The sequence below is a fragment of the Kosmotoga pacifica genome, assembly GCF_001027025.1.
GTDB lineage: Bacteria > Thermotogota > Thermotogae > Petrotogales > Kosmotogaceae > Kosmotoga_B > Kosmotoga_B pacifica.
In genome coordinates this window covers 736,185-761,675 of sequence record NZ_CP011232.1, presented here as the reverse complement: position 1 = coordinate 761,675, position 25,491 = coordinate 736,185, and the positions used below count along the sequence as shown (strand labels likewise).

Annotated in this window: 17 protein-coding genes; 1 reads left to right on the top strand and 16 read right to left on the bottom strand. The window is 40.2% G+C overall.

Translation table 11 applies throughout. The features are described 5' to 3' along the window. Positions 1 to 7 precede the first annotated feature (7 nt). The gene (locus tag IX53_RS03555; RefSeq protein ID WP_053001136.1) at positions 8 to 757 is read left to right on the top strand and encodes an IclR family transcriptional regulator; all 750 of its coding nucleotides are present in this window, start codon (positions 8 to 10) and stop codon (positions 755 to 757) included. On the opposite strand, the gene IX53_RS03550 is transcribed toward IX53_RS03555, so the two are convergent. The 16 genes from IX53_RS03550 to IX53_RS03475 all read right to left on the bottom strand — a co-directional run bounded on the left by IX53_RS03550 (position 752) and on the right by IX53_RS03475 (position 25,427). After that, complete coding sequence (locus IX53_RS03550) at positions 752 to 2,230, bottom strand: FGGY-family carbohydrate kinase (RefSeq protein WP_047754186.1); 1,479 nt, start codon at positions 2,228 to 2,230, stop codon at positions 752 to 754. The genes IX53_RS03555 and IX53_RS03550 overlap by 6 nt on opposite strands. A 40-nt stretch (positions 2,231 to 2,270) precedes the next feature. Further along, positions 2,271 to 3,743: a rhamnulokinase gene (locus IX53_RS03545; RefSeq protein WP_047754185.1), complete on the bottom strand. Its 1,473-nt coding sequence runs from the start codon at positions 3,741 to 3,743 to the stop codon at positions 2,271 to 2,273. Positions 3,744 to 3,755: 12 nt separating this feature from the next. Beyond that, a complete protein-coding gene (locus IX53_RS03540) occupies positions 3,756 to 4,730 on the bottom strand; it encodes a carbohydrate kinase family protein (RefSeq protein WP_047754184.1) in 975 nt (324 codons plus the stop codon). A 9-nt stretch (positions 4,731 to 4,739) separates the two neighbouring features. Next, entirely contained in the window at positions 4,740 to 5,387 is a 648-nt protein-coding gene (locus IX53_RS03535; RefSeq protein ID WP_047754183.1) for a transaldolase family protein, read from the bottom strand. Next, positions 5,387 to 5,809, bottom strand: a complete 423-nt coding sequence (locus IX53_RS03530) for an RbsD/FucU family protein (RefSeq protein WP_047754182.1) — start codon at positions 5,807 to 5,809, stop codon at positions 5,387 to 5,389. Before IX53_RS03530 ends, IX53_RS03535 begins: the two co-directional genes overlap by 1 nt. A gap of 19 nt (positions 5,810 to 5,828) precedes the next feature. Further along, on the bottom strand, positions 5,829 to 7,253 hold the full coding sequence (locus tag IX53_RS03525) for an L-fucose/L-arabinose isomerase family protein (protein ID WP_082128458.1): 1,425 nt from the start codon (positions 7,251 to 7,253) through the stop codon (positions 5,829 to 5,831). A gap of 37 nt (positions 7,254 to 7,290) precedes the next feature. Then, positions 7,291 to 8,253 (bottom strand): ABC transporter permease, encoded by a 963-nt coding sequence (locus IX53_RS03520; RefSeq protein ID WP_047754180.1) that lies wholly within the window; start codon positions 8,251 to 8,253, stop codon positions 7,291 to 7,293. Positions 8,254 to 8,255: 2 nt separating this feature from the next. Continuing rightward, positions 8,256 to 9,782: a sugar ABC transporter ATP-binding protein gene (locus IX53_RS03515; RefSeq protein ID WP_047754179.1), complete on the bottom strand. Its 1,527-nt coding sequence runs from the start codon at positions 9,780 to 9,782 to the stop codon at positions 8,256 to 8,258. Positions 9,783 to 9,855: 73 nt separating this feature from the next. Then, entirely contained in the window at positions 9,856 to 10,851 is a 996-nt protein-coding gene (locus IX53_RS03510; protein ID WP_053001134.1) for an ABC transporter substrate-binding protein, read from the bottom strand. 59 nt (positions 10,852 to 10,910) lie between these two features. Further along, positions 10,911 to 11,945 carry a LacI family DNA-binding transcriptional regulator gene (locus IX53_RS03505; RefSeq protein ID WP_047754178.1) on the bottom strand — a complete coding sequence of 345 codons (1,035 nt, stop codon included), beginning with the start codon at positions 11,943 to 11,945 and terminating at the stop codon, positions 10,911 to 10,913. A 322-nt stretch (positions 11,946 to 12,267) separates the two neighbouring features. Further along, positions 12,268 to 12,912, bottom strand: a complete 645-nt coding sequence (locus IX53_RS03500; RefSeq protein ID WP_047754177.1) for a class II aldolase/adducin family protein — start codon at positions 12,910 to 12,912, stop codon at positions 12,268 to 12,270. 470 nt (positions 12,913 to 13,382) lie between these two features. Next, positions 13,383 to 14,153 carry a hypothetical protein gene (locus tag IX53_RS03495; RefSeq protein WP_156173096.1) on the bottom strand — a complete coding sequence of 257 codons (771 nt, stop codon included), beginning with the start codon at positions 14,151 to 14,153 and terminating at the stop codon, positions 13,383 to 13,385. Further along, a complete protein-coding gene (gene pglZ, locus IX53_RS03490) occupies positions 14,141 to 16,081 on the bottom strand; it encodes a BREX-3 system phosphatase PglZ (RefSeq protein WP_047754175.1) in 1,941 nt (646 codons plus the stop codon). The genes IX53_RS03495 and pglZ overlap by 13 nt, the downstream gene beginning before the upstream one ends. Continuing rightward, positions 16,074 to 18,833 (bottom strand): DEAD/DEAH box helicase, encoded by a 2,760-nt coding sequence (locus tag IX53_RS03485; protein WP_047754174.1) that lies wholly within the window; start codon positions 18,831 to 18,833, stop codon positions 16,074 to 16,076. Before IX53_RS03485 ends, pglZ begins: the two co-directional genes overlap by 8 nt. A gap of 7 nt (positions 18,834 to 18,840) precedes the next feature. Further along, positions 18,841 to 21,705 (bottom strand): DNA methyltransferase, encoded by a 2,865-nt coding sequence (locus IX53_RS03480; protein WP_047754173.1) that lies wholly within the window; start codon positions 21,703 to 21,705, stop codon positions 18,841 to 18,843. Continuing rightward, positions 21,702 to 25,427, bottom strand: coding sequence for a DUF6079 family protein (locus IX53_RS03475; protein ID WP_047754172.1), 3,726 nt, complete (start codon positions 25,425 to 25,427; stop codon positions 21,702 to 21,704). The genes IX53_RS03480 and IX53_RS03475 overlap by 4 nt, the downstream gene beginning before the upstream one ends. Positions 25,428 to 25,491 lie beyond the last annotated feature (64 nt).

Sequence of the window (25,491 nt, the reverse complement as noted above, 5' to 3'; positions counted from 1 at the left end):
GATATCTTTGCAATCACTGGAACGTTTTATAAGCATTCTGGAATCTTTTAGTACTGAAAAACCCGAACTCAGTCTCGGGGAACTCGTTGAAAAAACTAACCTGCCAAAACCCACAGTTTATCGTATTGCGGAAGCGATGGTGAAATACAATATCCTTAACAAAGATAGAAAGACACTGCGATATAAAATCGGTGTCAGACTGTTTGAGCTGGGGAGCATCTATCTGGCATCGATGGAACTAAGGGATCTCGCATTTCCTTATCTGGACTGGCTTCACCAGCAAACTGGAGAATCAATTCACCTCGGTATTCTTGATGGAAATGAGGTTGTTTCAATAGAAGGGCTTGAAAGTGCCCATTCCCTGCGTTTAAAAGTATGGATAGGAAAGCGCGCTCCACTCCACTGTACAGCCATAGGAAAAGCAATCTTAGCCTTTTTGCCACCCGATAGACAGGACAGAATCATCTCGAAAATCTCACTGAACGCATTTACTAAAAGAACGATAACCACCAGAGGGAAATTGAAAACTGAACTGCAAAAAATTAAAGAAGAGGGACTGGCCTGGGACCTCGGCGAGCATGAAGAAGGCATTCAATGTATAGGAGCACCGGTTTTTGACAGAAAAGGCGAAGTCGTTGCTTCTGTAAGCATCTCCGGTCCCGCTGTGAGAATGACAGAGCAGAAAATCAAAGAGTACATACCGCTTCTTCTCAAAGCAACCAACGACATTTCAAAAAAGCTGGGGTATTCTTCATAATCCCCCAGCTTTTATACCTCTGTACAGCTTTTCAAATTTAGTGTAGGCTTCTTTGTATACTGGAATCCAGTCATTTGTAGGTTGTGTCCTCAACCCTGCAGGCAACCATTTCTTTATCTCCCTCACGTCGCTAAACAACCCGATAGCCAATCCCGCCAGGAAACAATCCCCGTAAGGCGCATCGGAAGATATGGGGAACGAATAAATATCGCGTTCCAGGACTGAAGCAGCTATCTTTAACCACAGATGGCTGTTTGACATACCACCGACGACCATTGTACCGGCATTTATTGGGATTTTCGCCTCTTTTGCTGCCTCAACATTTAATTTCAAAACGTAGGCTATCGCTTCAAGGAAAGCCCTGTAAATGTGCCCTTCCCCATGGCTCAAGCTGAGCCCGTAAATACCTCCGCGTATGTTCATATCCCACAAAGGCGCCCGCTCACCCATAAAGAAGGGCAATACCGTTAATCCTTCAGCTCCCGGGTCAACGGTCTTTGCTACTGTTTCAAGCTCCTTTAAACTTTCTTCTTTGAAGACCTTTTTAAACCATTCCACTATCGCGCCGGCGGTCGTGGCGCCACCGAAGGAGTATATGAGTTCTTTACCCCTAATTACATAAGGGAAATTCACAAAATGCCAGTCGAGGTGGTTTCCACTGTGGATCGTCCCCCAGCACATGGAAGTCCCTATCATCGCCGTATTTTCTCCTTCTTCACATACCCCTGACGCCAGGGTCGCGACAGCTGCATCCACACCTCCGGACACAATAGGCGTTCCAGGTTTGAAACCTGTCTGCTCCGCGCTCTCCTTTGAAAGAAATCCAACGACAGTCTCTGAAGGCACGATACTTTCAGGGAGTTTCTCTTCGGGTATTTTTAACTCTTTCAGAAGCTCAACAGACCAGCGGCGTTTTTTTAAATCAAAAATACCCCCTATATTTCCGGCTGAGGATAGATCTGTGGAAATTTGTCCTGTAAGCTTATAGATCACGTAATCCTTCGGTGGTAAAAAGAGATTTATTTTCTCCCAGACATCGGGCTCGTTATCGTGAATCCACATCATCTTCGTGAATCCAAAATATGGATCCACGGTGTTTCCGGTGATCTCAAACAACTTGTCGATACCTATATTCTTTTTCACCCATTCAGTTTGCTCAACTGCCCGTTTGTCCATCCAGATGAGCGTGGGATAAATGGGGTTCATCTCAGCATCTAAAGGTACTCCCGCACCACCATACAAGCCGCTTACCGCTATTGCCCTAACGTTGGTCGTGTCAATTTTCTTCGAAAGCTCCGCCATGACTTTAAGCACGGCATCCAGCCAGACCTCAGCGTCGCATTCCGCCCATAAGGGTTTTGGCGTATTGATGGAGTAACTCGCAGACGCTGAAGCTATTTCGTTTCCCTTTTCGTCGGTCACAATGGCCTTTGTTGAACTCGTACCTATATCTATTCCCATCAAAAGATCCATAAAATCACCTCCTATTCACAGAAAATCGTTTCCCTAGGTTTCATTTAAATGCTGTTCTTAGTTCCTTCCATTTTTCGTACATATCATTCCAGTGTTGCCCTTGCTGCGGCTCGAAAATTTCAAAATTAAATGATCTGCGAATTATTTCATGACCTTCTTTTAGATCTCTAAGATAACCACTAGCAATCATTTGAACAATTATGTTTCCAATAGCTGTTCCTTCAATTGGACCGGTTTCAACAGGCAAGTTCGTTGCGTTGGCGATTAACTGACACAGCAATTTGTTCTTTACTCCTCCTCCAATCATATGTACCTTATCAATTTTCCTACCTGTAAGCATCTCAAGTTGATCTTTTATAAGTCTCGTTTTTAACGCTATTCCTTCTAACGCTATTCTAACAATCTCACCGTTGCTACGGGGAGTTTTACCTGAAAGTTCCTTTGCGTTCTTTACAATCGCAACCTCCATATCATCAGGGTTCTGGAATTCATGAGAATCAGGATCGATCATTCCTTGAAACGGAGGTGCGTTTTTTGCCAATTCTTCCAGAACTTTATAGTCGAGATTGTGATTTTTCTCCTTCCATTTTCGTAATAGTTCTTGAATTAACCATAACCCGGTTATATTCTGAAGCAATCTGTATCTCCTACCATGGCATCCTTCATTCGCAAAATTTAGCTGGATAACCTTTTCGCTTATCATGGGTTCATCAAGGATAACCCCTTCCACAGCCCATGTACCAATGCTGATGAACATAACTCCGGGGTCATCAGTTGGTATAGATGCAACCGCAGAACCAGTATCATGGGAAGCTGGCAAAACAACCTTCACATCGTTTTTCAACCATTCGAAGTTTCTTGTGTTAATAGTTCCAAGAATTGTTCCGGAGGGAACGATTTTGGGCAAAATGTCTGGGATTCCAAAGATATCCAAGATCTCTTTGTCCCAGATGTTGTGAAATGGGTTATACAGCTGCGTAGTCGTCGCCATGGTAAATTCTATGACCTTTTCTCCGGTAAGGAAATAACTGAACAAAGACGGCATCATAAGCAAAGTATGTGCCTTTTCAAGGTAGCTCAATTGTCGTTCTTTAAAAGCTATTAATTGATAAAGCGTATTGAATGGTTTGAACTGTGCCGGTGCACGCTTGAAAATCCATTCTTTCCCTACCTTATTAATTGCATGTTCCATAACATTTGTCTTAAACATATTGCGATAATGAAAGGGATTACCGAGTAAAAAGCCGTCTTTATCCAAAAGGCCAAAATCCACTCCCCATGTATCAATACCAACAGTATCTAGCTCAATTCCCGGGATTCTTGCAGCCTTTTTTATACATTCAAGAACATTATTGTACAGACAAAGGATATCCCAGTGCGTATGACCATTTACCACTACTGGAATATTCGGAAATCTATAAATTTCCTTCAATTCTAATTTTTCTCCGTCAAAGATTCCAAGAAGACTTTTCCCGCCGGATGCTCCAATATCTATTGCCAAGAAGCCTTTCACGACTTCTTCACCTCAATTCTCCTGCTTTGAAAGAAACTCTTCGACTTCCTGTTTATACGGCATTGAATCTGCGGCACCATATCTGGTGGCTACAATTGCGGCTTCAGCATTGGCAAACTTTGCTACTTTTACAAACTCCGTGATAGATAGCCTCGCAATTTCTTCTTTGTCCAGTTTATACATATGAGATAGGATAGCGGCCATGAATGAATCTCCACATCCTGTTGTTTCGGAGACACTGACATTATAGCCGGGAATATGGGAAATCTCTTTGTCCTTGCAAACCAGCGAACCTTTACTTCCGAGGGTTACGAATATCACGGTATCATTTTTTATGGGGAGTTTATTGACAGCTTTTTCTGGAGATTTCTCGCCTGTTATGTATTCCAGATCCTCATCACTCAGTTTGATAATATCAGCATTGGCAATGATTTCAGTCAATAATGTTCGGTAGCTTTTTTCGTTTTTGATAAGGCTTCTCCTTATGTTAGGATCAAAGGATGTTTTTACACCAGACTTCACAAATCGCCTGAAGATTTCAAGGTAAGTACTTGCCGAAGGTTCTTCCAGTAAGGATATTGAACCGCAGTGATACAAAGAGAAATTTTGCGGATCGATATCCGGTATTTCAGTTATCTTTAAACTCACATCCGCGGCATTGTCGCGGTAAAACCTGAATACAGGTTTTCCGTGTTTGTCTATCGCGGCAAAGGCAAGGGAGGTTTTTGTGTTGGGGCTTCTGACAACGAAGCGGGTATCGATTCCCTCAGAGATCAGGTATGATAAAAGGGCATCCCCAAACTCGTCCATTCCTACCTTTCCCAGAAACGCCACGGGTATTCCAAGCCTTCGTAATCCCACCGCGATGTTGAACGGAGAACCTCCCGGCCTTTTTTCAAAAAGTGTGGTTTCACCAAGACCAGCTCCGGGGTTCTTAGATAAGAAATCAAACAAAACTTCTCCAGCACATAGTATGGGATTCGCCATAACACATCCTCACATTCTAAAGTCCTTTTCGAAGGTCTCAAGATCGTTCATCAGAAAATCACCTTCGATGAATTCTCTGGCAAGCTTCAACGGCAAAGTAAGTGAATCAACTCCGATAGCAATGAGTTCATAAGCACTTTGAAGTTCCTTGACACTTGCCGCGAGAATCTTCGGGGAATTATCGGTGTTAGCCCCTATTTTCAACATTTCCTGAATCCGTTTTATTGGATCTATTCCCGAGCGTTTCATCCTGTCAAAATAAACCGCAACATAATCCACACCAACAGTTAAAGCCGTGTAACACTGCCTGAGAGAATAAACTGCGGTGGCACAGGTTTTTAGCCCCATCTTTTCTAATTCCTTGGTGATTGGCGCTGCAATGCTTGGTTCCCATGGAAGTTTAATTACAAACTTAGAAGCGGTTATCTTCCCGGCTTCAATTAGTTCTTCTAAAAGTGTGATCCATTCCGTGGTTTTCACGCTACCCTGAACAAAGTGCATTGTTCCCGGGACTTTTTCCAGTAAAGCCATGGCATCTAACATGGTAAGATCTGGTCTGTCTCTTTTTAAAATCGTTGGGTTCGTAGTCAAACCCGAAAAGACAGGATTTTCCACCAGTCTTACAGCCTCTTCACTGAAGTCGTCGATGAATAGCATTAAATTTCTACCACTCCTTTTTTGAGTATGACGTTTGCATACAATGCGGTTTCGCTTGTGGCTACTATACAATATGCTTTCTTAGCCAGGTTGTAAAATTCGAATCTATCTACCGTTTTCAGTTTTATCTTTTCGCCAGACGCCTCGAGAATCCTTTTGTAATCTTCCCAAATAGGCGGTTTCTCTTCTTTCCCGTTGTCCATAAGAATAACGTTTTCGTCCACAAAAGTATCTAATGGGAGAAAGTTTAAGATTGCGTCTAGAAGTTCTGGAATTCCAAGGCCATCGGCCCTGACGACCTGGGGACCGAAAGATTCAGCCGGAAAATTCCCGTCTGCCAAAACGATCTCATCTCCATGTCCCATTTTCATGAGTACAGCCATCAGGTCAGGAGAGATTACCTTTGGAATATTTTTCAACATAGTCTATACCCCCAGAAGCTCATTTCTGCGATCCAAGGATTCTGTATTCGATACCCTTTAACCGACAAAAATGCACCAATTCTTCAGTGTAATCTCCATAAACGCCATGTATGTGGTTACACGGATAATTTCTGAGGAATGTTTCCATATCTGTGTCTAATTTCATGTAAGCATGTGGCCATTCGATTTGTACGTCTTTCGCTAGCTTCTCCATTTCGTTTTCGGGGAGTTCCAAGAATTCTCCGGGAACGATAGTCATGACATATTTACCATTTTGTCTGGCCAATCGAGCCATTGTCACCCTTCCGGGGGCAGCAAAGTGCTTTACAGCGGCTCCTCCTGCGGGGAAGTAGAAACTTTCAGGGTAAAGCGTCACTTTCTTTAGGTTTACCTCAGGATCAAAGGATTTTCCTGCAAAATATGTAGCGTGTGTTCCTGAGTTGCAGAGGTCTAAGATATCTTTATCCTCAAAATAGTGCCTGACATCAGCAAAAAGAACGGGGGTTTGTGCAATGTGTTTGAAGATTTCCATTGTAAGCGCTCCGTCCATGTCTGTTTCCGTCGCAGCCACTATAGGCTCCTTTGAACCGTTCCAATCGTAAGGATCATTCAGGAAGGCTTCCACAACGTCCATTGTCGCGTAGTTGTTTGTCATTTCCGGTTGACCTTTGAACCCAACGAAATCCAACTCATATTCCCTTATTATTTCCATCGCCGCTTCATACATGGCAACCTGTCTTTCGAGGATCTCTGGAGTCAGCTGTTTTCCATCGTATATCACATTCGCCAATTTTTCTAACCATTCTCGACCTTTTCTTCTCTTTTCACCTGATATTTTCTCTGCTCTTATTACCAATTCGTATTGATCAATTTGTTCTACATCAATCCCAAACTCTTTTAACCACTGATCTCCATTCGCTGCCGCGGTGTACATTCCCATAGGTCTTCCACCAAACGTACCGTATCGTTCACCCTTTAGACGGTTGACAGCAGATGCAGCTCTTATGAATTTGAGAACCTTCCCTATAACTTCTGGATTTTCTGGTTCTCCCCAAATTCTTTCCGGAAAAACACCGATTTGTTCCAACGCACCAGCCGCTGCGAGAAGACCAACCATACCAGGGTACTTTGGATTTATCTGGCCATACAAGAGATAAGGACCAGGGGCGAACAATGAAGCCATAACTGTTAAATGAGGCCAACACCAGATTGCGTAATTAAAAATAGTGACTTCCACCTGCGCTTTCAGGAGTTCGATCCCCGCTTTCTTTGCTAGGGAAGGTTTCCAAACTATTTCAGATGCTCTTATTACTTCTATTTCCCCGGTCTCTTCCAGAGCTTTTACAAGTCTATCTTCGAAGTGTTTGTTCATTTCGAGCAATTCTTTATGCACAAATTCCCTACCATCAGAAAACGTTATGATTCCGACTCTTCGTTTCCTCATTTTCATTACTCCTTTCTTTTTAAGTATTTTAAATACCTTACGAACTTCTTCTCTTTCTCAGCTGGTCTATTGCAACTGTGACAACGAGAATTACACCAACAATAATTCTTGTCCAGAATGGATTTACATTCATAAGGACAGCTCCATTATAGATCGTTATCATCACAAGAGCTCCAATAAATGCCCCAAGAGCATTTCCTTCAGCGCCGAACAAACTGGCACCACCGAGAACAGCGGCCGCGATAGCATCAAGTTCATAACCGGTTCCGGTTGTAGGAACTCCCATCCAAAGTCTACTAGTTTCAAGTACACCGCCTATACCCCACATGAAACCTGCAAGGACGTAAACACCGTAAGTAACAAAACGTATATTGACACCGGATAACCTGGCTGCTTCTTCGTTACTTCCAATTGCGTATACATATCTACCGAATTTTGTTAAGCGTAAAACCATTTCGATTATTACCGTTGCTGCTATAAGGAACCAAAATAATGTTGGTATTCCTAAAAAATCAGAAGATGCAAAATCCGCGATACTTCTTGGTAAGCCGAAAACGTTGTTACCTTTTGATATCAGCAGAGTTGCTCCTCTGGCTATGGTCATCATACCCAAAGTTGCAATAAATGCAGGAACTTTGAGATCGAAGATAACCACACCATTTATAAACCCGATCGCAGCTGATATCGCAAGAACAGTCACGATAGATAACCAGGTTGGAGTCCCAGCAACTACCATTTTCGACATGATGATGTTCACGAGCGCTAGCACAGCTCCACAGGACAAATCAATTCCCGCGGTTATGACTACGACAACCATACCAACAGCAAGAACACCTTGGATAGCCATTTGTCGCATTATATTTTTGATGTTAGACATAGTGAGAAAATACTCACTTTGAAAAGCGAGAAATACCCAAATAATAGCAACTACAATTAGAACAATTAATTGAGTATTAAGAATGAGTTTTTTAGATTTTTGAATAGAACTACTACTAGCCATATCTATTCCCTCACTTTCCCTGCTTCAATATTGTTCTCGGATTTAATAGCAATCGACAATATTTTTTCTTCGCTGAAATCTTTTCTCTGAAGTTCTCCAGCAATCTTGCCTTCACGCATTACAAGAATTCTGTCACAAATACTAATAAGTTCAGGCATGTATGAGGAGATAAAAACAACTCCTGCACCTTCTTGAGCTAAGTCGTTCATCAATTCATATATTTCCTCTTTTGCCCCAACATCTATCCCATTTGTAGGTTCATCCATTATGAAAATTTTGGATTGGCTTGCAAGCCATTTAGCAACTACAACTTTTTGCTGGTTTCCTCCGCTTAAGTTGGAAACGATCTGAGTTAAAGAAGGAGTTTTTATCGACAGGACTTTCACATAATGCTTCGCGTTCTTCGTTTCTTTTGAAAGCTTGATAAACCCAAAACGGCCAATGCGATCGTATATCGGTAAATTAATATTGTGTTTCACATTGAGTTTTAAAGCAAGACCTTGTTGACGTCTATCTTCAGGTATTAGTCCAATCCCATGTTTTATAGCTGAGTGCGGACTCTTGATTTTAACTTCTTTTCCGTTTATAAAAATTTTTCCAGATGTAATTGTGTCTGCTCCAAAAATTGCCCTTGAAAGTTCTGTACGGCCTGAACCAACAAGACCGTATATTCCAACTATTTCCCCGCTCCTAATCGAAAAACTACATTTTCTGAGTTTCTCATTCTCAATTTCTTCAACCTTCAAGATTTCCGAACCGATTTTCTTGTTGGGGTTATAGAAATCTTTCTTGAGTTCACGACCTACCATCATCGTAATCAGCTCATCTTCAGTAGTTTCTTTAACCGGCCGTTCCCCAACAACTTTCCCGTCTTTCAGGACCAAAGCTGTATCACAAAGCTCAAAGATTTCCTCCATCCTATGGGAAATGTAAATCACCGAAATTCCCTTCTTCTTCAACTGGAGAATAACCCTAAAAAGTTCTTTGACTTCTCTATCTGCAAGCACAGCTGTTGGTTCGTCAAATATAATCACCTTAGCATCTCTGGAGAGTGCACGAGCAATTGCCACCATTCCTTGTTGGGCCGCGCTAAGATCTCCCACTTTCAAGTTTGGATTAATTACATCAGCATATCCAATCTGATCCAAAATATCATAAGCACGTTTTATCATGAATTTTTTGTCTACAAATCCAAAGGCCGATTTTTCATTTCCTAAAAGGATGTTTTCCGCGACGGTCAGATGATTGGCTAAGACAAGGTTCTGATAAACAGCAGATATCCCTAGTTCTTCTGACAAAATAGGCGACATTCTCTCAACTTTTTTCCCAAAAACGAAGATCTCTCCTTCGTCTTGCTGATAAGCTCCTGTAAGAATTTTTATCAATGTGGATTTTCCTGCACCATTCTCACCGACGAGAGCCTTGGCCTCACCAGGTTTTAAAAAGAAATCAACATGATCTAAAGCGTGGACACCAGGAAATTGTTTGTCAATTTTTTTCATTACAATGGCATATTCTTCATAGTTCATGATATCTCCCCACTTTCAAAGATGAGAAAGTAATGTGGGGCATGATCGCCCCACACGACGTAAAAATCCTGAATCACCAATCTTTATGGAATTCCACTGGTTTCAGAGCTTCATCTGCCGCTCCGCTTTTCACCATTTCCTGTGTAACAACAATAATTCCCGTATCAACGTTCTTTGCGAGAGGAATACCATTTCTTGCCATAATAGCATAAGCAACTCCTGCATATCCCATTACCCATGGTCTCTGAACAAGGACTGCATCAAGGAAACCGTTTTCGAGACCGTAAAGTTCCTGGGGACCAGCGTCAACTGCAACAGCAGGAATTCCTTTCTTACCCATAATATCGAGAGCTCTAACAAGCTCATCTCCAGTATATTGGTTGTTAGCGTAAATACCTTTAAGATCAGGATAAGCGGTCAAAAGGTCCTGAACAATTCCGATTGTGTTACCCTGTTTACCCTGAGCATCTTGGAAAGCCACAACCTCTATTTCAGGATATTTCTCAGCTATTCTGTCTAAGAAGCCTTTCTTTCTAGCCTCAAGAGAACCAACTCCTGATAGGAAAGTTATTCCAGCAACTTTTCCAGCAGCTTTGCCGTATTTCTTTATCATTGCTTCTGCTAAAGCATCCGCAGACTTTTGACCTATCGCATAATTGTTGGATGCGAGGAAGCTTGCGAATTTATCTGTTGATGCTGCTGAGTCGATTATTATAACCGGAATGCCTTCATCCATTGCCCGTTCAATTCCTGGAACAAGGGCATCGGCAACTGTTGGAGCAATAACGATGGCATCAGGTCTCAAAGATACAGCGGTTTCTAGGATTGCAACCTGTCGTGCAACGTCTGCTTCAGATGTCGGTGCCTGAGCGATCAATTTCACACCAAAATGATTCGCCGCCTTCTTGGCACCGTCCAGAACTATTTGCCAGTACTCAGATTCAGTTGCCTTAACAATGAAGAAGATCCTCATGTTTTTTGCTGGGACTCCTTTGGTGTAAGCAAACGCATTAAGTGGAACGGAAATTACAAAAAGCATGAGCAGAAGAAACACTAACCCCTTTTTCATAAGTACACCTCCACCTCCAATGTTTTCATAATTGGGGGCTATCCCCCATATTTTTCAACTTAGGGTAGCATTAGAGTTTTAACTGATTCTCTTTCAATTAGTTCGGCTTTTAACTTGATACTGGAAGGTTTTCCCTTTTCGCCGTCTATGCGTCCCAGCAACAAAGTAGTTGCGATTCTACCGATTTCCATAACAGGTTGGCGTATCGTCGTAATTGGTGGTGACATGAGCTCGTTTTCTATTAAGTCATCAAACCCAAGCACAGAAATATCCTCTGGAATTTTAAGTCCACAGGCTCTCGCTGCTTTGAGAATTGTTCGAGTCATTGGGTGGTTTGTAGATATAATCGCAGTTGGTCTTTCCTCAGAATTAAAAAGTTTCCTTAATTTTTCGAAAGAATTATCCAGTGGATGTTTTCCTTCAATAATCCATTCCGGCTTCGTCTCTATTCGGAGTAGTTCGACAGCTTTTTTAAATCCCTTGTAACGCTCTTCAATCGTGTAAAGACCTCTTCTTGCAAGACATATTCCTATCTTTTTGTGGCCTTTTCTTGTCAAATAAAATGCACCGTCAGCAATTGCGGTTTCGTTGTCCAGCACAACACTGTCAAAGTTCTCTACTGATTGTATGAGCCTGTCATAGAAAACCACTGGTATGCCGAGTCTTGCAATTTTTTTGTACAACCTACCATTATGTTTTCCACTCACAGTAGTCAATGGAGAAGCAAGGATACCTTCAACCCCATGTTCCATGAGCCAATTTAAATAAACTGCTTCTCTCTCAAGGTTTTCATTGATGCTACAGACAATGAACTTATATCCTCTAGGAAACAATACGCTTTCAACACCATGCATGACATCAAGGAAAAACGGGTTTCTTATATCTGAAATAATCAGACCTATAGTCTTAGTCTTTTGTGTTTTTAGTGATTTTGCTGCGACATTCGGGATATAATCCATCTTTTCTGCAAGGCTCAATATTTTTTTTCTAAGTTCATCACTTACTCCGGGTTTACCTGATAATGCCCTTGAAACAGTCGAAGGCGAGATATCAAGCCTTCTTGCGATATCACTTATAGTCACCTTTTTGCCCATCGCAAACCTCCGCAAACGTTTGAGTTATTTTCATTATACAAAGACCATTTTAGGATTCAGAAATTCAGTGAGATGAGATTAGACATAAAGAGATTCTTTGAGAGGAGATTATGCATAATTACAAAGTTCAATTAAACGACTTCTCGGGAAATAAAAAGGAAACAATAACACTACTCAAGATCTACGATTATCGGAAAGGCGGCTCTGGAATAGTAATAGAGATAGGCCTATGAAGAAAAAATAACGCCCTGTTAAAACAGGGCGAGGCGGGTTAACAAACTGGAGGATACAAAGAAAACCTATTTGCTTTTAATTTTTTGTGCTACTTTTGTCCATATTTTGTTGCAACGAATTCTTGCATCGCTAAGCAATCCTCATGAGAAATAACGTTAGGAATTCCAAGAATTTTAGCATAGATGATCGTTTGAGCAGCTTTTTCTACAACTTCGCCGATCTTAAAAGCGTGTTCCAATGATTTTCCAACATATATGGTACCGTGATTTATGAGCAAAACTGCATTTCTATCTTCAAGGGCCTCTACGGCATTTTCAGCTAGCTCTGTTGTTCCAGGAAGGGCATATTTTGCGCATTTTACACCTTCGCCAACTATCTGAACTAATTCTTCTGAAACCGGTGGAATGTCCATCTTTGCAATAGCAAAAGCTGTTGAAAAAACCGGATGGGTATGAATCACCGCATTCACATCACTTCTGGCTTGATATATTTTGGCGTGAAGGTTGAATTCGATGCTGGGTTTTCTATTTCCCCAGATGACTTTACCATCCAAATCCATTACCACCATATCCTCTTCTTTTAACGTTGCATAATCCATTCCACTTGGAGTAATAATAAATGCGTTTTCGTTGACTCTCTTGCTAATATTTCCCCATGTCCCAACTGTAAGACCTCTTTCTACCATAATTCTGCAAGCTTCAAGAACCTTTGTTGCGTGTTCGGCATAAAGCATTTTTTACCCCTCCAACTTTCCAAATGGTTATCTGTAATACAATGACACTCTAACAAAAAAGACCCAAAAAATCAAATGAAGATATTATCGTTCCAAAAATAGCATTAATTTGCATACTTGCTCTACTTCAGGTATTTTTTAGGCTACACAAGTTTGTGTTAATAAAGTGGCATGAAAATTAACCTGCACCACAAAATCAGGCAAACACAATTTTATCACCATAATAGTTTTAAAAAAGCCAAACATAAAAGCAAACATGGTATTGAATTGCGATTGATTTTGTTGTTGATATAACAGAATGGTAAAATAATTGCGGCAAAGTGGTACCTGTGTTTTCCAAAGAGGTCTCTGAAGCTAATCGGGATACTCTAAAAAATCAAGAGAAACGAAAAATGTTCTTTGAAATCATGCTCTCACCTTTAACAGTGAGAACGGTCGTTGGGTATAATGTTTTTACAAATCTCTACATATCAATTTGCTTCGTCACTGGTATGATCAATTGTTCGCAATATCAATATCTCACTTTTGAGTCCTTGATTGAAAAGCTCAATTTCTTTATTCAATAGAAGATTATCAATATTTATGTTAATGGAAAAGGGAAACAGCACAGGATCGTTACGAAGATCATCGATTGATGCTGTTTTGCTTTCTCTGCTTACTAAATATGCTCTAATTAACCAGTTTACTAATTTCGGATTGTTTATTCGAACGAATTTTGAGACAACGTACTTATCTGAAGCATTTTCTTGTTCAATCAAGCCCCAATACATAATTGTCTGAATAACGCGATCTACACTTCTTCTAACTACCGGTCTTTCTCCCCAAATTTCCATTGTTCTTTGTCTCACCTGAGAAGGTTTGAAATACCCTTGAAGATTGATTAATCTTCCACATATTCTTGCGATATCTCTGAAATACGGATAACAAGCGATACACATTCCCCAATGGATAATTGATGTAGCGTTTTCTGTACGGGCTTCATTAAATAATTCCAGTGCAGAGCGCCTTAGGAATTCAAGTTGAAAATTAGGGTTAAACCACATCCTGTTGATAACAAGCCTTGTCTTTCTAATTGCATCTTTACCCTTTAGGTCGTTTCCTATGTATTTATTCAGTGCTTCTGTTATTTTATCGCGAGTTTCTCCATCATGAAGCATCTCAATCACAAGGTCAAGCCATTCTTTTTTCAGTTGCCTGTCAAATCCAATCATTTTTGAACTCAAGTTAATCACCCTTTCCATAACTCAATAAATGGAACTATTAGTTCATCAACAGTAATTCCTCCATGACAAATGGTTTCTTCATCAAGATTTGTAAACGCAGTCCTTCCTCCAGCTATAAGTGGAAAGAATTTTTCTGGTAACCCTATTGGTCCCCAGGCAATAGCTTCAGGATATTTACTGTGTACAGTTTGCCTGAGTGATTCATTTTTATATATTCTAACCCTTTCACCCTTTGATTCAGCGGCAACGCCTTCTGATGGTTTTCCAATACCTCTGGCAAGTACATTACCATGATCTGAGGTCAGTATCACATGATAACCATTAGCAACGAGGAGCTTCAATAAATCGTTCAAAATTCCTTTGTTACCCCATAACTTTGTAGCGGAAATAAGACCTTCCATTCCCAAAATCTCTCCGTGCATTATCTCGTCGAGTTCTCTCACTACTATTCCAAGAACTTTGGCATCTTTACGGAGTGATTCTTCAACACTTTTGAGAAGTTTTTCACCCGGTTCATTGAGATAAACTATCTCAGAATTGCGTACAATATCAGACCATGCTTCCTTCCATAATTTCTCTTCACCTGATGTAGAAAGCACACTACCAAGATACATGGGCAGTTTTCCTGAGAATATAACTTTTCTTGAAACAGAAGTCAGAGTTGGAATAAAAGCAAGGATACCCCTCTGGGATATTTGCTTGTGTTCTTTTAGATGTTTTGATAGTATTAGCCATTGAAGGATTGACATACCATCTACTACAATTAAAGCCACCTTTTCCTTTTCAACATACCTTTTTCTCATTTGTGGTAGAACATTTTGTACAGTTACAGGGTCACGGCTTATAAGGGTTAATAGGCTACTGAACTTTTTTAATACCCACTTCAGGAATCTTCCATCAATTTCTTTCTGTAATTCTGAGAATTCTTTCTTCTCTTCGCTTGAAGCAGAAGACGAATAGACATGAAGGGAAAGTTCCGCCAGACGCCAAGCAAGAGATGTCCATTCCTTAAAATTAGAATCAGTTGATGGCATTTCTTTCCTGACAATCTCTAATAATTTTCTGAATCTTTGACGTTCCGATTCTTCGGTGTCAATTCCAAACGATATCCATGAATCTTCGAAACGCTCGGGATCATTTACAGGAATAGGTTCGAGTAGTCCTTCCGCAAAGAATGTATCAATATAAACCTTCAGACCAGGATGGTCAAATGGAATATCGTAGGGTCCTGGATATTCTAGGGTAATGTTACTTCCCTCACAAACCCGATCTGCTACTTTTCCTTCAAGAAACACAGGCCAGCGTTCCTGAAGGAAAGCTAAGAAGTTGTCTTTACTCAAAATAAGCGTTTTTATAGGTATTTCTGATAATTCTGGATTATCTTTAAGTGTTCTATAAATGAATTCGGCCATTTCTTCCCTTATGACTATATTCGAATAATGAATCTTCATAAGCCAGCTTAAAAAGTGAATTAAAGAGTATTTCTTACTCAAATCGAAGTCAAAAAGCTGTTTCAAAATGAACTCCCTTGTCTCTCTAGTAGAGAGCTCATTCCGCGGTTCTTCCATTATTTCGTACAATTTTGCAATCTCATCTGGTGTTAAATCCAGCAAAGCTGTTCTGCTTAGCTTCGGGAAAAATGTACTAACCTCAAAATCAAGCACAACTGATTTGCTCAATATATCAAAAGGAAGATTGTGTGGATCATTGTATTCTGAGGAAACGACTATCACTAACTTTTTCGAATCTTTATCTCGAAAATCCCTTTCATAACGATATCTAAAGCTGATCGGATCCAGAAAATTGAGAACAGCATATCCCGAGTTTTCCAGCTTTTCCAATACCTCTTCACTAAGAAGAGCATCAGGATCATTTACAACTATTAACCGTGACTCCGCACAGAGAATTTTATCAACCATAACTTCATTTAGGCTTTTGCTACGCATGACTTCTCACCTTTACGGCTAAAAGCAATTTAAGTTCTGGGTATATCTCATCATTCAGTGAAGTTTCCCAGGACTCCATCTCAAGTTTCAATTGCTTCAACCTGTGTTCCCGAACCTGAGGAAGCCCTATCCTCTCAGCCATTTGACGCCGTATTTTGAACCATTCTCTTTTGCGTTCTTTGTTTTTTTCTTGTTCCGAAAGATATTCAGCCTTTAGGTTCTCAAAATTCCGTCTTAACTCTTTCTCGACTTGATGTTCAAGGGCTTCTATACTTTCAAAGCCCATTATTTTGAACCTACCTTCTATGAGTCGATCCCATACGAGTATTGCAGAATTGAGAAAAACTTTTCCTTCATCGTTCACAAAGACAGGAACCACCTGTTCTTTTGACCATTCTTTACCTTTTGCAACTACCTTCCAGAGAGACCACACGCCTTGCAATCCTTTCGGAACATTATCCAACGATACAACAGGAACGTGGAAGTCTTCAGAAAGTTCTGGTAGATTCTTAATTGCATCGTTTACCAATGGATCGTTGAAGGTAATTTTTTTCGCATCAGGGTTTTTAGAATTTCTATCAAAGGTTATAAGTTCTTCTCTTCTGGTTTTAGGATACCGAATTTTCCAGTTATCGCCAATTTGAGTAGCTTTTCCGCCATAAGCGTTTATATAACTTATTACAGCCCGTTCGAGCCAGTAATTGACAGGCTGTTGAACCAGCTTCTGAGCTTCTTCAGGATTTGTTATTTCATATGCAGGAAGCATATGATTATTCTGAGTTGCCTGGATTATCTGCTGTCTGATTCGTTCCAGAATATTATCGACATCTTTTTCAAAATTGTCTGGATTTGCTATGGCACTTGCGTAAAGCTCATCGAATAATTCTACCGCTTCTGTTGAATCAAGAATATCAGATGTCTTATCTACACCGAATTCATCAAAAATGACCTTTAATTTATTCTCTATAACCTCGATAACCCTATGCTCAACAGTTCCACCAAGAACGAAATTAATAGCTTTAACATCATGCTTTTGGCCTATTCTATCAACCCTTCCTATACGTTGCTCAACTTTCATAGGATTCCAGGGCATATCATAATTTATAACCACATGACAAAACTGAAGATTGAGCCCCTCACCACCCGCATCAGTAGAAATTATTATCTGAGCATTTTTTTCGAAGTCTTTCTGAGCTTTTATACGCTCTTCCATACTCATGGAACCGTTGAGGGTTACTACCCGGAACCCTCTTTCCGAGAGAAATCTTTCCAGCATTTCCTGAGTTGCTATGAATTCCGTAAAAACTAAAATCTTTAATTCTGGATTAAGTTCTTCTCTTCTGAGCCGGTGAATCCACTCAAGCAAAGCATTCGTTTTTGCGTCCGTATCTTGATTAGCTTCTCTTGCAAGCTCCAGCAAGAACCTTACCTGGTATAATTCTGCATTGACATCATCGGGAGCAGCCAAAGCCAATAATTCGAGTTGTTCTTGAGGGTCAAGCTCTTCCAGATCGGAAAAGTTTATTTCGTTTCCTTTTATAAGCCTCAACTGTCTTTGAGGTTCCTCTAAAACCACGAGTCTCTTCTCAAGGGCTTTGCTTATAGCCAAAGTTGAAGAACTTACAAGCCGCTGCACCAAAAGCATCAGGAATCCTACGTAGTTCCTTTTCTCTTTCATCGCTTTGTTATAGCCTTTTCTAACATATTCCGTTACCGCATCGTATAATTGCTTTTGCTTCGAATATCTTTCATCAAATTTGATGTGGTAAAGCTGTGTTATTCTTTTTCTGAAGAGAGGCTTCCCATTAATATCTATGGCTTTACGCTTTTCTGTTCTAATAACATAATCTGAAACATTCTCACGCGTTAACTCTTGTTCATCCGAAAATGCGATCGGATCCAGAAAAGACATCAATCTTAAAAACGCGTCCGTCTTTCCTTGATGGGGAGTTGCGGAAAGCAATAAAATATACGGCGAAGCCTGTGAGAGACTTTGACCAAGCTTATATCTTGCTACTTGAGTGCTGCTTCCACCCAATTTGTGGGCTTCATCTACGATTATCATATCCCAACCTGCATTGATCAGATCAAGAAATCTTTCTTTGTTGTATTCTTCAAGCTGTTCATATGACCAGCCTTGACGACCCTCTAAAGGTTTAACTGAATCCATAGGACAGATTACTTGATCAAACAGCTTCCATGCATTCTGCACGCCAGACAGCTTTTTAACAGTGGATAATTCCGAGGGAATTATAAGTTTGAAGTCTTCACCAAATTTTAGCTTCATCTCAGTTTCCCATTGAGTGACAAGCCCCCTAGGAGCCACTATCAATACCCTTTTCACAAGCCCTCTGAGTTTTAACTCTTGTATTATAAGCCCCGCTTCTATGGTCTTACCGAGTCCAACTTCATCTGCCAGAAGAAATCTTATCCTGTCTCCAGAAATTGCTCTTTGGACAGTCCTGATTTGGTGTGGCAGGGGGATAATTGAAGAATTAAGGGGCGCCAATAAAACATCTGTGGAATTGAATATATTCACAAGCTTACCTGCAGCGCTGACGTAAGATAAGAAATCATTGCTAAAGAATTCCAACATTCTTGAGATCGGCAATAAACTGCCGGCAGGTATGTCAACAACCTTTCCCTCAGCCGGCAGCCATACCCTTGCCATCTCATATCCGAACATTTTTCTTTTTTCGAGCAATACACAAGGTTGTTTCTTTTTCTCAAGCCAGTACCACTGCTTCTCCATATGCTGTTTATTCCTCACCAAGGCGTGTGCAAGCGTTGTCGTAATACATTAAGAGTTTGGGATCTTCCTGGATTATCTTATCCGGCAGTTTATTTGCAACTTCAATTATCGTCTTATAATCTTTCTCACTCCATGCTTTTTTGAATCCAGCTCTTACCGCTTCTGTTCTAAAAACCCTGAGTTTCCTTCCTTGATGCTTTTTGTATTCTTCAAACTCTCTGAGAAGTGTCTTTTCCCTAAGGCGTTCAAGGTCTTGAGCCTTGTTGGGATCAGGAACGTACCATCTATCTTTTGCCTTCTCTTCGAGAAAAGCATCTGCAGTTTCCGGTGTTTGACCCTCCATTCTCTCTCTCAAAGTCGAGCTTTTCAACATCCACGACCATATCTGCTGTGGTATAGGACCGGTGCCGTCATATTTTAAGAAATTCTGTTCCAGCAGTTCCGAAAGTTCCATTTCTTTCTCGTGCTTTGCCCAACTCCGGGATATAGGCATAAATTGTGGTTGAAGTTCTTGGAAGGTCTGAGGCTTGTTTTGTAACTGAAGTCTAAGCCATTGGATTGCTGATTCTTCATCTGTGACAAACATAGAAATCTGTCTTAATTCGCTAACCTTTATTCGCTTATTATCGTATTCAGTTACCTGATCGGGTAGGAAGAACATACCATCTCTTTCCGGGAACCTTTCCCTAAGGCCTTTGTAAAATTCTGCTGCCGACATGGGAATTCTTTTCCCTCTTTGTATATGGAAAGCAACCATTCTGTCGTAGAGTAGATAGTCAGTTCTTTCAACAATTATCTCGGCACTTCCGTTTTTCTCAACAAAGACCGGTAGTCTTTTCAAATGTTCCCTCACAAAATCCCAGACACCTTCTTCAGTTCCCGCTTCAAACTCAAACCGTTCCTCGAGTCCGCCGTTGGGTTTATAAGCAGAGATTATGAGGTCCTGTTTAACAGACCCACTATTGGTCATTTGATTGAACGTCCCTTGCTTTTTGTCAAGCGTACTGACATCGGCAATAACGAACCCTGCTCTCTGGATTGCCTCCTGTATGGCGTTCCAGACGCTGTTTTGAGAGTTGTGGAATTCAACTGTCATCCATCTTCCAGGTTTCAGCACGCGATAATATTCCCTGAAACCGCGTGCCATAAGTTCCTGGTATTCGAGTAGGCCCTTTCTCTGAACCTTGTTTATTATCGCTTCAGGTTTGTTGTTTGTGAAAACCTTCAACCACGCTTCCCAGAGAAAGTTGAGCTCTGAGTACATAAGATTTCCACCAAAGGGTGGATCGGTGAAAATGTAATCAATTGATGAAGATAGAATTCCGTGGATTTCAGAGAGACTTTGTGTCGTAACCATGATTCTCCATTCTTTACTATACTCTCTAATGCTTTTCATCTTTCCAGAAAAAGCTTGAATTATAGGTCTTTCGCCACTGATACTTGGAATATATAGAGTTCCTGTTACTGAACCTAAAGAGAACAAACCACCACCAGCCAAAATACGTGGAATATTTACTTTAATTTGTTTTGTTGAATAAGAAAGGCTAGATCTTATTATTGATAGAAGGTTTATAGCTAACGAAGATCTTATGGCTTTACTAATGAGCTTTGCCAATACCCACAAATTCCTCTTCGTATAAAAATGGTGAACGTGGGTAATACCAACTGAAAATGGATCTCCCGTCTTATCGCCTTTTGGCAATTTGTCAGTCGGATACCAGTAAGGAATGTCACTGTTTTCAATGTGTTCAATTAACGCCAGATCAAAATCATCCGGAGTTTTTTCAAAGCGTTTCTTACCAACGCTGTAATTAATCAGAACAGGCACTTGTTTCGCCTGTTTTATCGTTTGATCTATTGCTTTATCATACTTTGTTTCCATTACCCTTTCAAGCTTTCTTTTTACAAGGGTAGCACCGCAATGCGGGCATTGAAATTCAGAAAGCACTTTACCTTGGTCCTTATCCACGGCAGCTTCCCAGAAAACAACCTCACCGGAGCATTCCGGGCAGGTAAAGACATCAGACCATACTGTGTAATTTATCTTTCCCCAGGGAAGAATGTTATCTTCTTTGAACCCTTTTCCTTTCTCTTTTAGCAGCTCAACAGCTCTTTGTATCTGATCGGGTGTTGGATTGTGTAAAGTTAGATACATCCAGCCACATTCAGCTTCGACTTCCTCGAGTATTCTTTTTGCTTCTTTTTCAAAGGTTTTGGCATCTACAGGGGTATTGTAGTTATATGCAATGAAGGTTGCTGCCGGTGAGAGGTCGTTTAAGATAGCATACCTTGGTCCGAGTTTTGAGAAAGGCTTTCCTTTTTCGTCTAAGATTGTTCCGTCCTCAAGAACGGTATAGCCAAGGGATTCAACAGTTTTTTTGTCTCCACACATCTGGGCAGCAACACCTGTCATTCCTGTACCGCAAAAACCATCAAAAACGATGTCTCCAGGTTCTGTGTAGTGAAGTATGTATCTCATTATGGCTTTATGAGGAACCTTGGTGTGATAGGAATGAGCATTGTAGATGGGATCGTTTTTGCCTTCGCTAACGTCTGCCGCGAATGGTTCTCTGGAGTATTTCTCTTCAGGATCGTACGGTTTACCATAGTGTTTTACGAAATCATTTATAAAAGGATTGGGGCAGGCAGTGTAATAGGGTGGATCGGAGAGTTTTATTATGTCTTCATCTTCTCCAACGGGAAATCCTTCGATTTTTCTAAACTCCGGGTCTTTGAGCTTTTCCCGGAGTTTCTCTCTGAAATATTCTCTTCGTGCTTCGTCACTCTCAAAGGTCAAGCCTAAGTATTCAACTTTTTCTTCCTGTGAGGTTGTTTCTAAATTTTCAAAAAGATTTCTGCTATCACTGTTCATTTCTGTGCTTCCCCCTCTCTGAGGACTATCCTTATTCTTGAGGTATCTTTACCTCTGGATAGGTCTTTTACGAATTCTTCAAAACGTTCTTTCATCTCTTGTGGAGTAAGCGGGCTGTAATCCCCAAAGAGTTTTTGGATAAGCTGTTCTGTTGTAATCTCAACTTTTTCAAGCCCCGACAAAGCTTCAGCGACAGCTTTTGTGAATTCAGGATTGTCTATCAGTTCTTTTGTCAATTCTCCTTCCGATAAAAACTCTTCGATAAGCTCTCGGTGTTCTTTGTGAAGCAGTCCCATATTTTCTTCCACTACCGGGTCTCTGAGGTTGTCGAGAAGTATATTTGTCCAGTTATTAAAAAGTCTATCGAGTTCCTCATCGAGATATTCAAGAGCTATATCCATGTCACCCTCTTGAACCTTTTCACTTGTTGGTTTGAAACCACAAAATTCACATATTGGTGATCTCTCAAGGTTACTGTCTATAAGAGAGTAGCAGGTTTTTAGATTGGCAAGTTTTTCTGTAAATTTGTTCAGTTCGGCATTTGGAAGTATTTTTATCATGGCAAGTGTGTTAAGAGCTTTAAGCCTGAAATCGCTGAGTAGTTTCTGTTTTCTCTCATCTTGATGGGCATTCAGTCTTGCTTTCCTGTGAAGTTCTTTGTATATCTTGATGTATTCTTTTTTGAGACTGTCGAGCTTTTCGTGAATTTCGACTTTGATTTGGTGGGTCAATTCTTTCAGATTTTTTAGCTCATCGAGTGTCTCTGTTTCTATTTCATCAAATTTATCGTGCCAGCCATTCTCGAGAGGAACATATTCTTTTGCTCTTTCGAGATATCCCACTTTTTGATTCAGGTCTTTTATAAAATCAAGCAATTTTTCAACACTGCACACTTCTTTAAGGTCTTTTTCAATTTTACTGAGCTCTTTATCGGAATGTCTGAAATTCTTCAGTTTTCCAACGGTTGAATATTTCTGGAGAGAATCAAAGAATTCATTTAGTGCTTTTGCTTTTTTCTTGAGTACTTCACGTGTTTTTTCTTCAAAGAGGTCTGTTGACCAGAAAGTTATTCGCTGGCTTATCTCTGCCTGAAATTTAGCCATTCTCTCAGCTTTTTCTTGAGCCTTGCTCAACATATTTTGAACAGGAGATTTTTTGTCGTTTTTGAGTGCTTCAACCTGACCAGCGTTTATACCAAGAATGGTAAAAAGATGTTTGAGTTCTAAAATGGGTAAACCTTTTGGGTGCTTTATATTTTTGAAGTTCAAAAGCTGTTCTAATGGTATTTTTGCAAACTTTTCCACATTGCTAGCATCAATAGTTTCGCCAGCACCAAGGGACACTTCAATCTCACCCATGTAAACCATGGCGGCTAATAGAATCACTACCCACTCAGGTTCAAGACGGTAAGGGCCAAAATATTCCACGTCCTTTTCGACTTCATCAATTAGCTCGTTTCTATTGAGAACTTTGTTGATTCCATTTTCTTGAAGCTTTGAACGTATGTATTTTATATAAGGCGATTTGGACGTATTTAAATTGCCGGATTCATCTAGCAAGCCTAAAGCTGAAAGAATGTCTCTTGCTTGCTTTGTAAAGTTTTCCATAGCGATTGCTTTGAGAGTACTTTCAATATTTTGGATACGGTTTTGAGATGTTATGAGACTTGGAAACTTGGGATAACCAATTGCGGTGTCATTAAAATAATTGTTGAAAAGCGTTGAGGCAATATAATCAACTGTCTCCTTAAAATTATCAGACTTATGTATAAATGAACCTTCTTTTAGGGCTTCGCGAAGATCCTTTTTTCTTTTTTGATAAGTCACCTCAAAAGAATCAAGAAAATGCTCATTCAACCATCTTGTTAGAGCTCTTTGGAAGCTTCGAGCTTTGTCTTCGTAGCTGGATTTGTACATCCCGGCCGTTTTGGCCAATTCCATTGCAGCAGCATAGTTCGTTAAATCCTTTTCAAACTCTTCGTTTATGGTTTTTAGACTGAAAAACACCTCATCGTCGCGGCCGTCATCTTTGAAATCGTGGATTTTGTACATTGGAAGAAAGTATATATAAAAATCCCTGGGAGGTTGCGCATTTGAACGTTCATTAGGTTGGCCAAAGAAGAGATATCCCAGTCTTGTGGTATTCTTCTCATACCAACGAAGTTCGTATTCCCAGATTTTGAATCTAGGAACACGTGTTTTGTCTGAACATTCCATCAATTTTGCTAGAATATCGTAATAATATCTGTTTAACGTGTCCTTGTTTAGAATTTCTGCTTTTTTCTCAATTAGTGCAACGAAATCTATTGTTTTGTTCAGGTCTAAATAATATTGCCCGTTTTCTTTTATGTAGGATATGTACTGCCCACTCACTATTTTTATAATCTCTCTCAGAATTGTCTCCACATATGTGTGTAGATCATCCAGCGGGTCACCGCCCATTTCTGCGTTAACATCGAAAATGCACAGATTGTCACGCAATTCTGTAACGGTAAGACCGAGTTTGGTGTTTATGTCGCTAGTACTGAGTCTGTGAACAGAAAGTGCTTTAATAATTCTTTTAGCATTTTTGAGGTAGGGCTTCTTTATGTTGCTTTCAACTTTTACCATTAATTCGTCGCTCTTGTCCTCTGTTTCTCTTATCTCTGGAACAGCTCTATTTGCGGCATTTGATTTTATAAAATCCCAGTAGCTATCAAAAGAAATAATTCCTGGTTCATCTTCCGGTACCTCTTTGTCTAAAACCTCTCGCATCACCTTTGAGATTGTTTGTAAAACTTCTCTTTTTTCTACAAATCTGACTTTTTCGAACATCGTTATGAAAGCCGGATGGATAGGAAAGAGCTCAACAAAGTTCTCAAGGTTCTCATTCAGGGTGCTGTAAAACTTCGTGAATTTTTGCAGGTGTTCGCGAATGAGAGCTTTTTGCTTTGAATTTTTCCTTAGCAGCCTATTCGCTGTAACATACTCAATGTCTTCCCTAACTATGCGCAATTCAACGAATCTGTCTTTGACCCTTCTTAGAGAATCAGAAACAAATTCGAACCTCGGGTTCTCAAAAAGCGTTTCCTGAACGCCTGTGATAAACCGAAACCTTGAAGATTTACAAAATTCCCCAATTTCTCTCAAGAAATTTATGTCCAAAATTATCTCTTGCTCGTTTCTGTGTCTTAGATAATCAAGCAGTTCATCTACAACCATCAAAAGACCTTGATCTGGATATTTCTCGTTAAAAAGGCTCATCATTTCGTGTAATATGCCCTTGTTATTCACAACCTGATCCATTGGGGGATAATTAAAGTCAATGCCCATTTCTGCAAGATTTTCCTTTAGTTCGCGGAGAATAATATCTCTCAGATACATTGTGGAAGTACCAATTTCTGTTCGAATTACTTTGAATTTTCCTGCTATTTTTGAAGCGCTTTCTTTGACTCTATCATTTGTTAGCAAATCGATAAGGCTAGGATCTTCCGCAATGGAAGAAATGACAGCCATCAAATGTGATTTACCTGTTCCGTAGTTTCCGACAATCATCAGGCCTTTGTTGTCTTGTGGAGTTTCAAATTGAAGATTCTCAAAAACTACATTGTGAAGGTTGTCAGCCATTTGGTTTGAGATAACATATGTAGAAACAAAATTCGCAGCTTTGCTCTTATCGTTAGCATCTTTAAGTTGTGCGACCGTTTCCACAGGGTCAAATTGAATAAGATCACCGTACTTCACTTGCCCTTCCCCCTTTTTCTATTTGGATTTGTGCTTTTGTGTTCACATAACAATTTCACAAAAC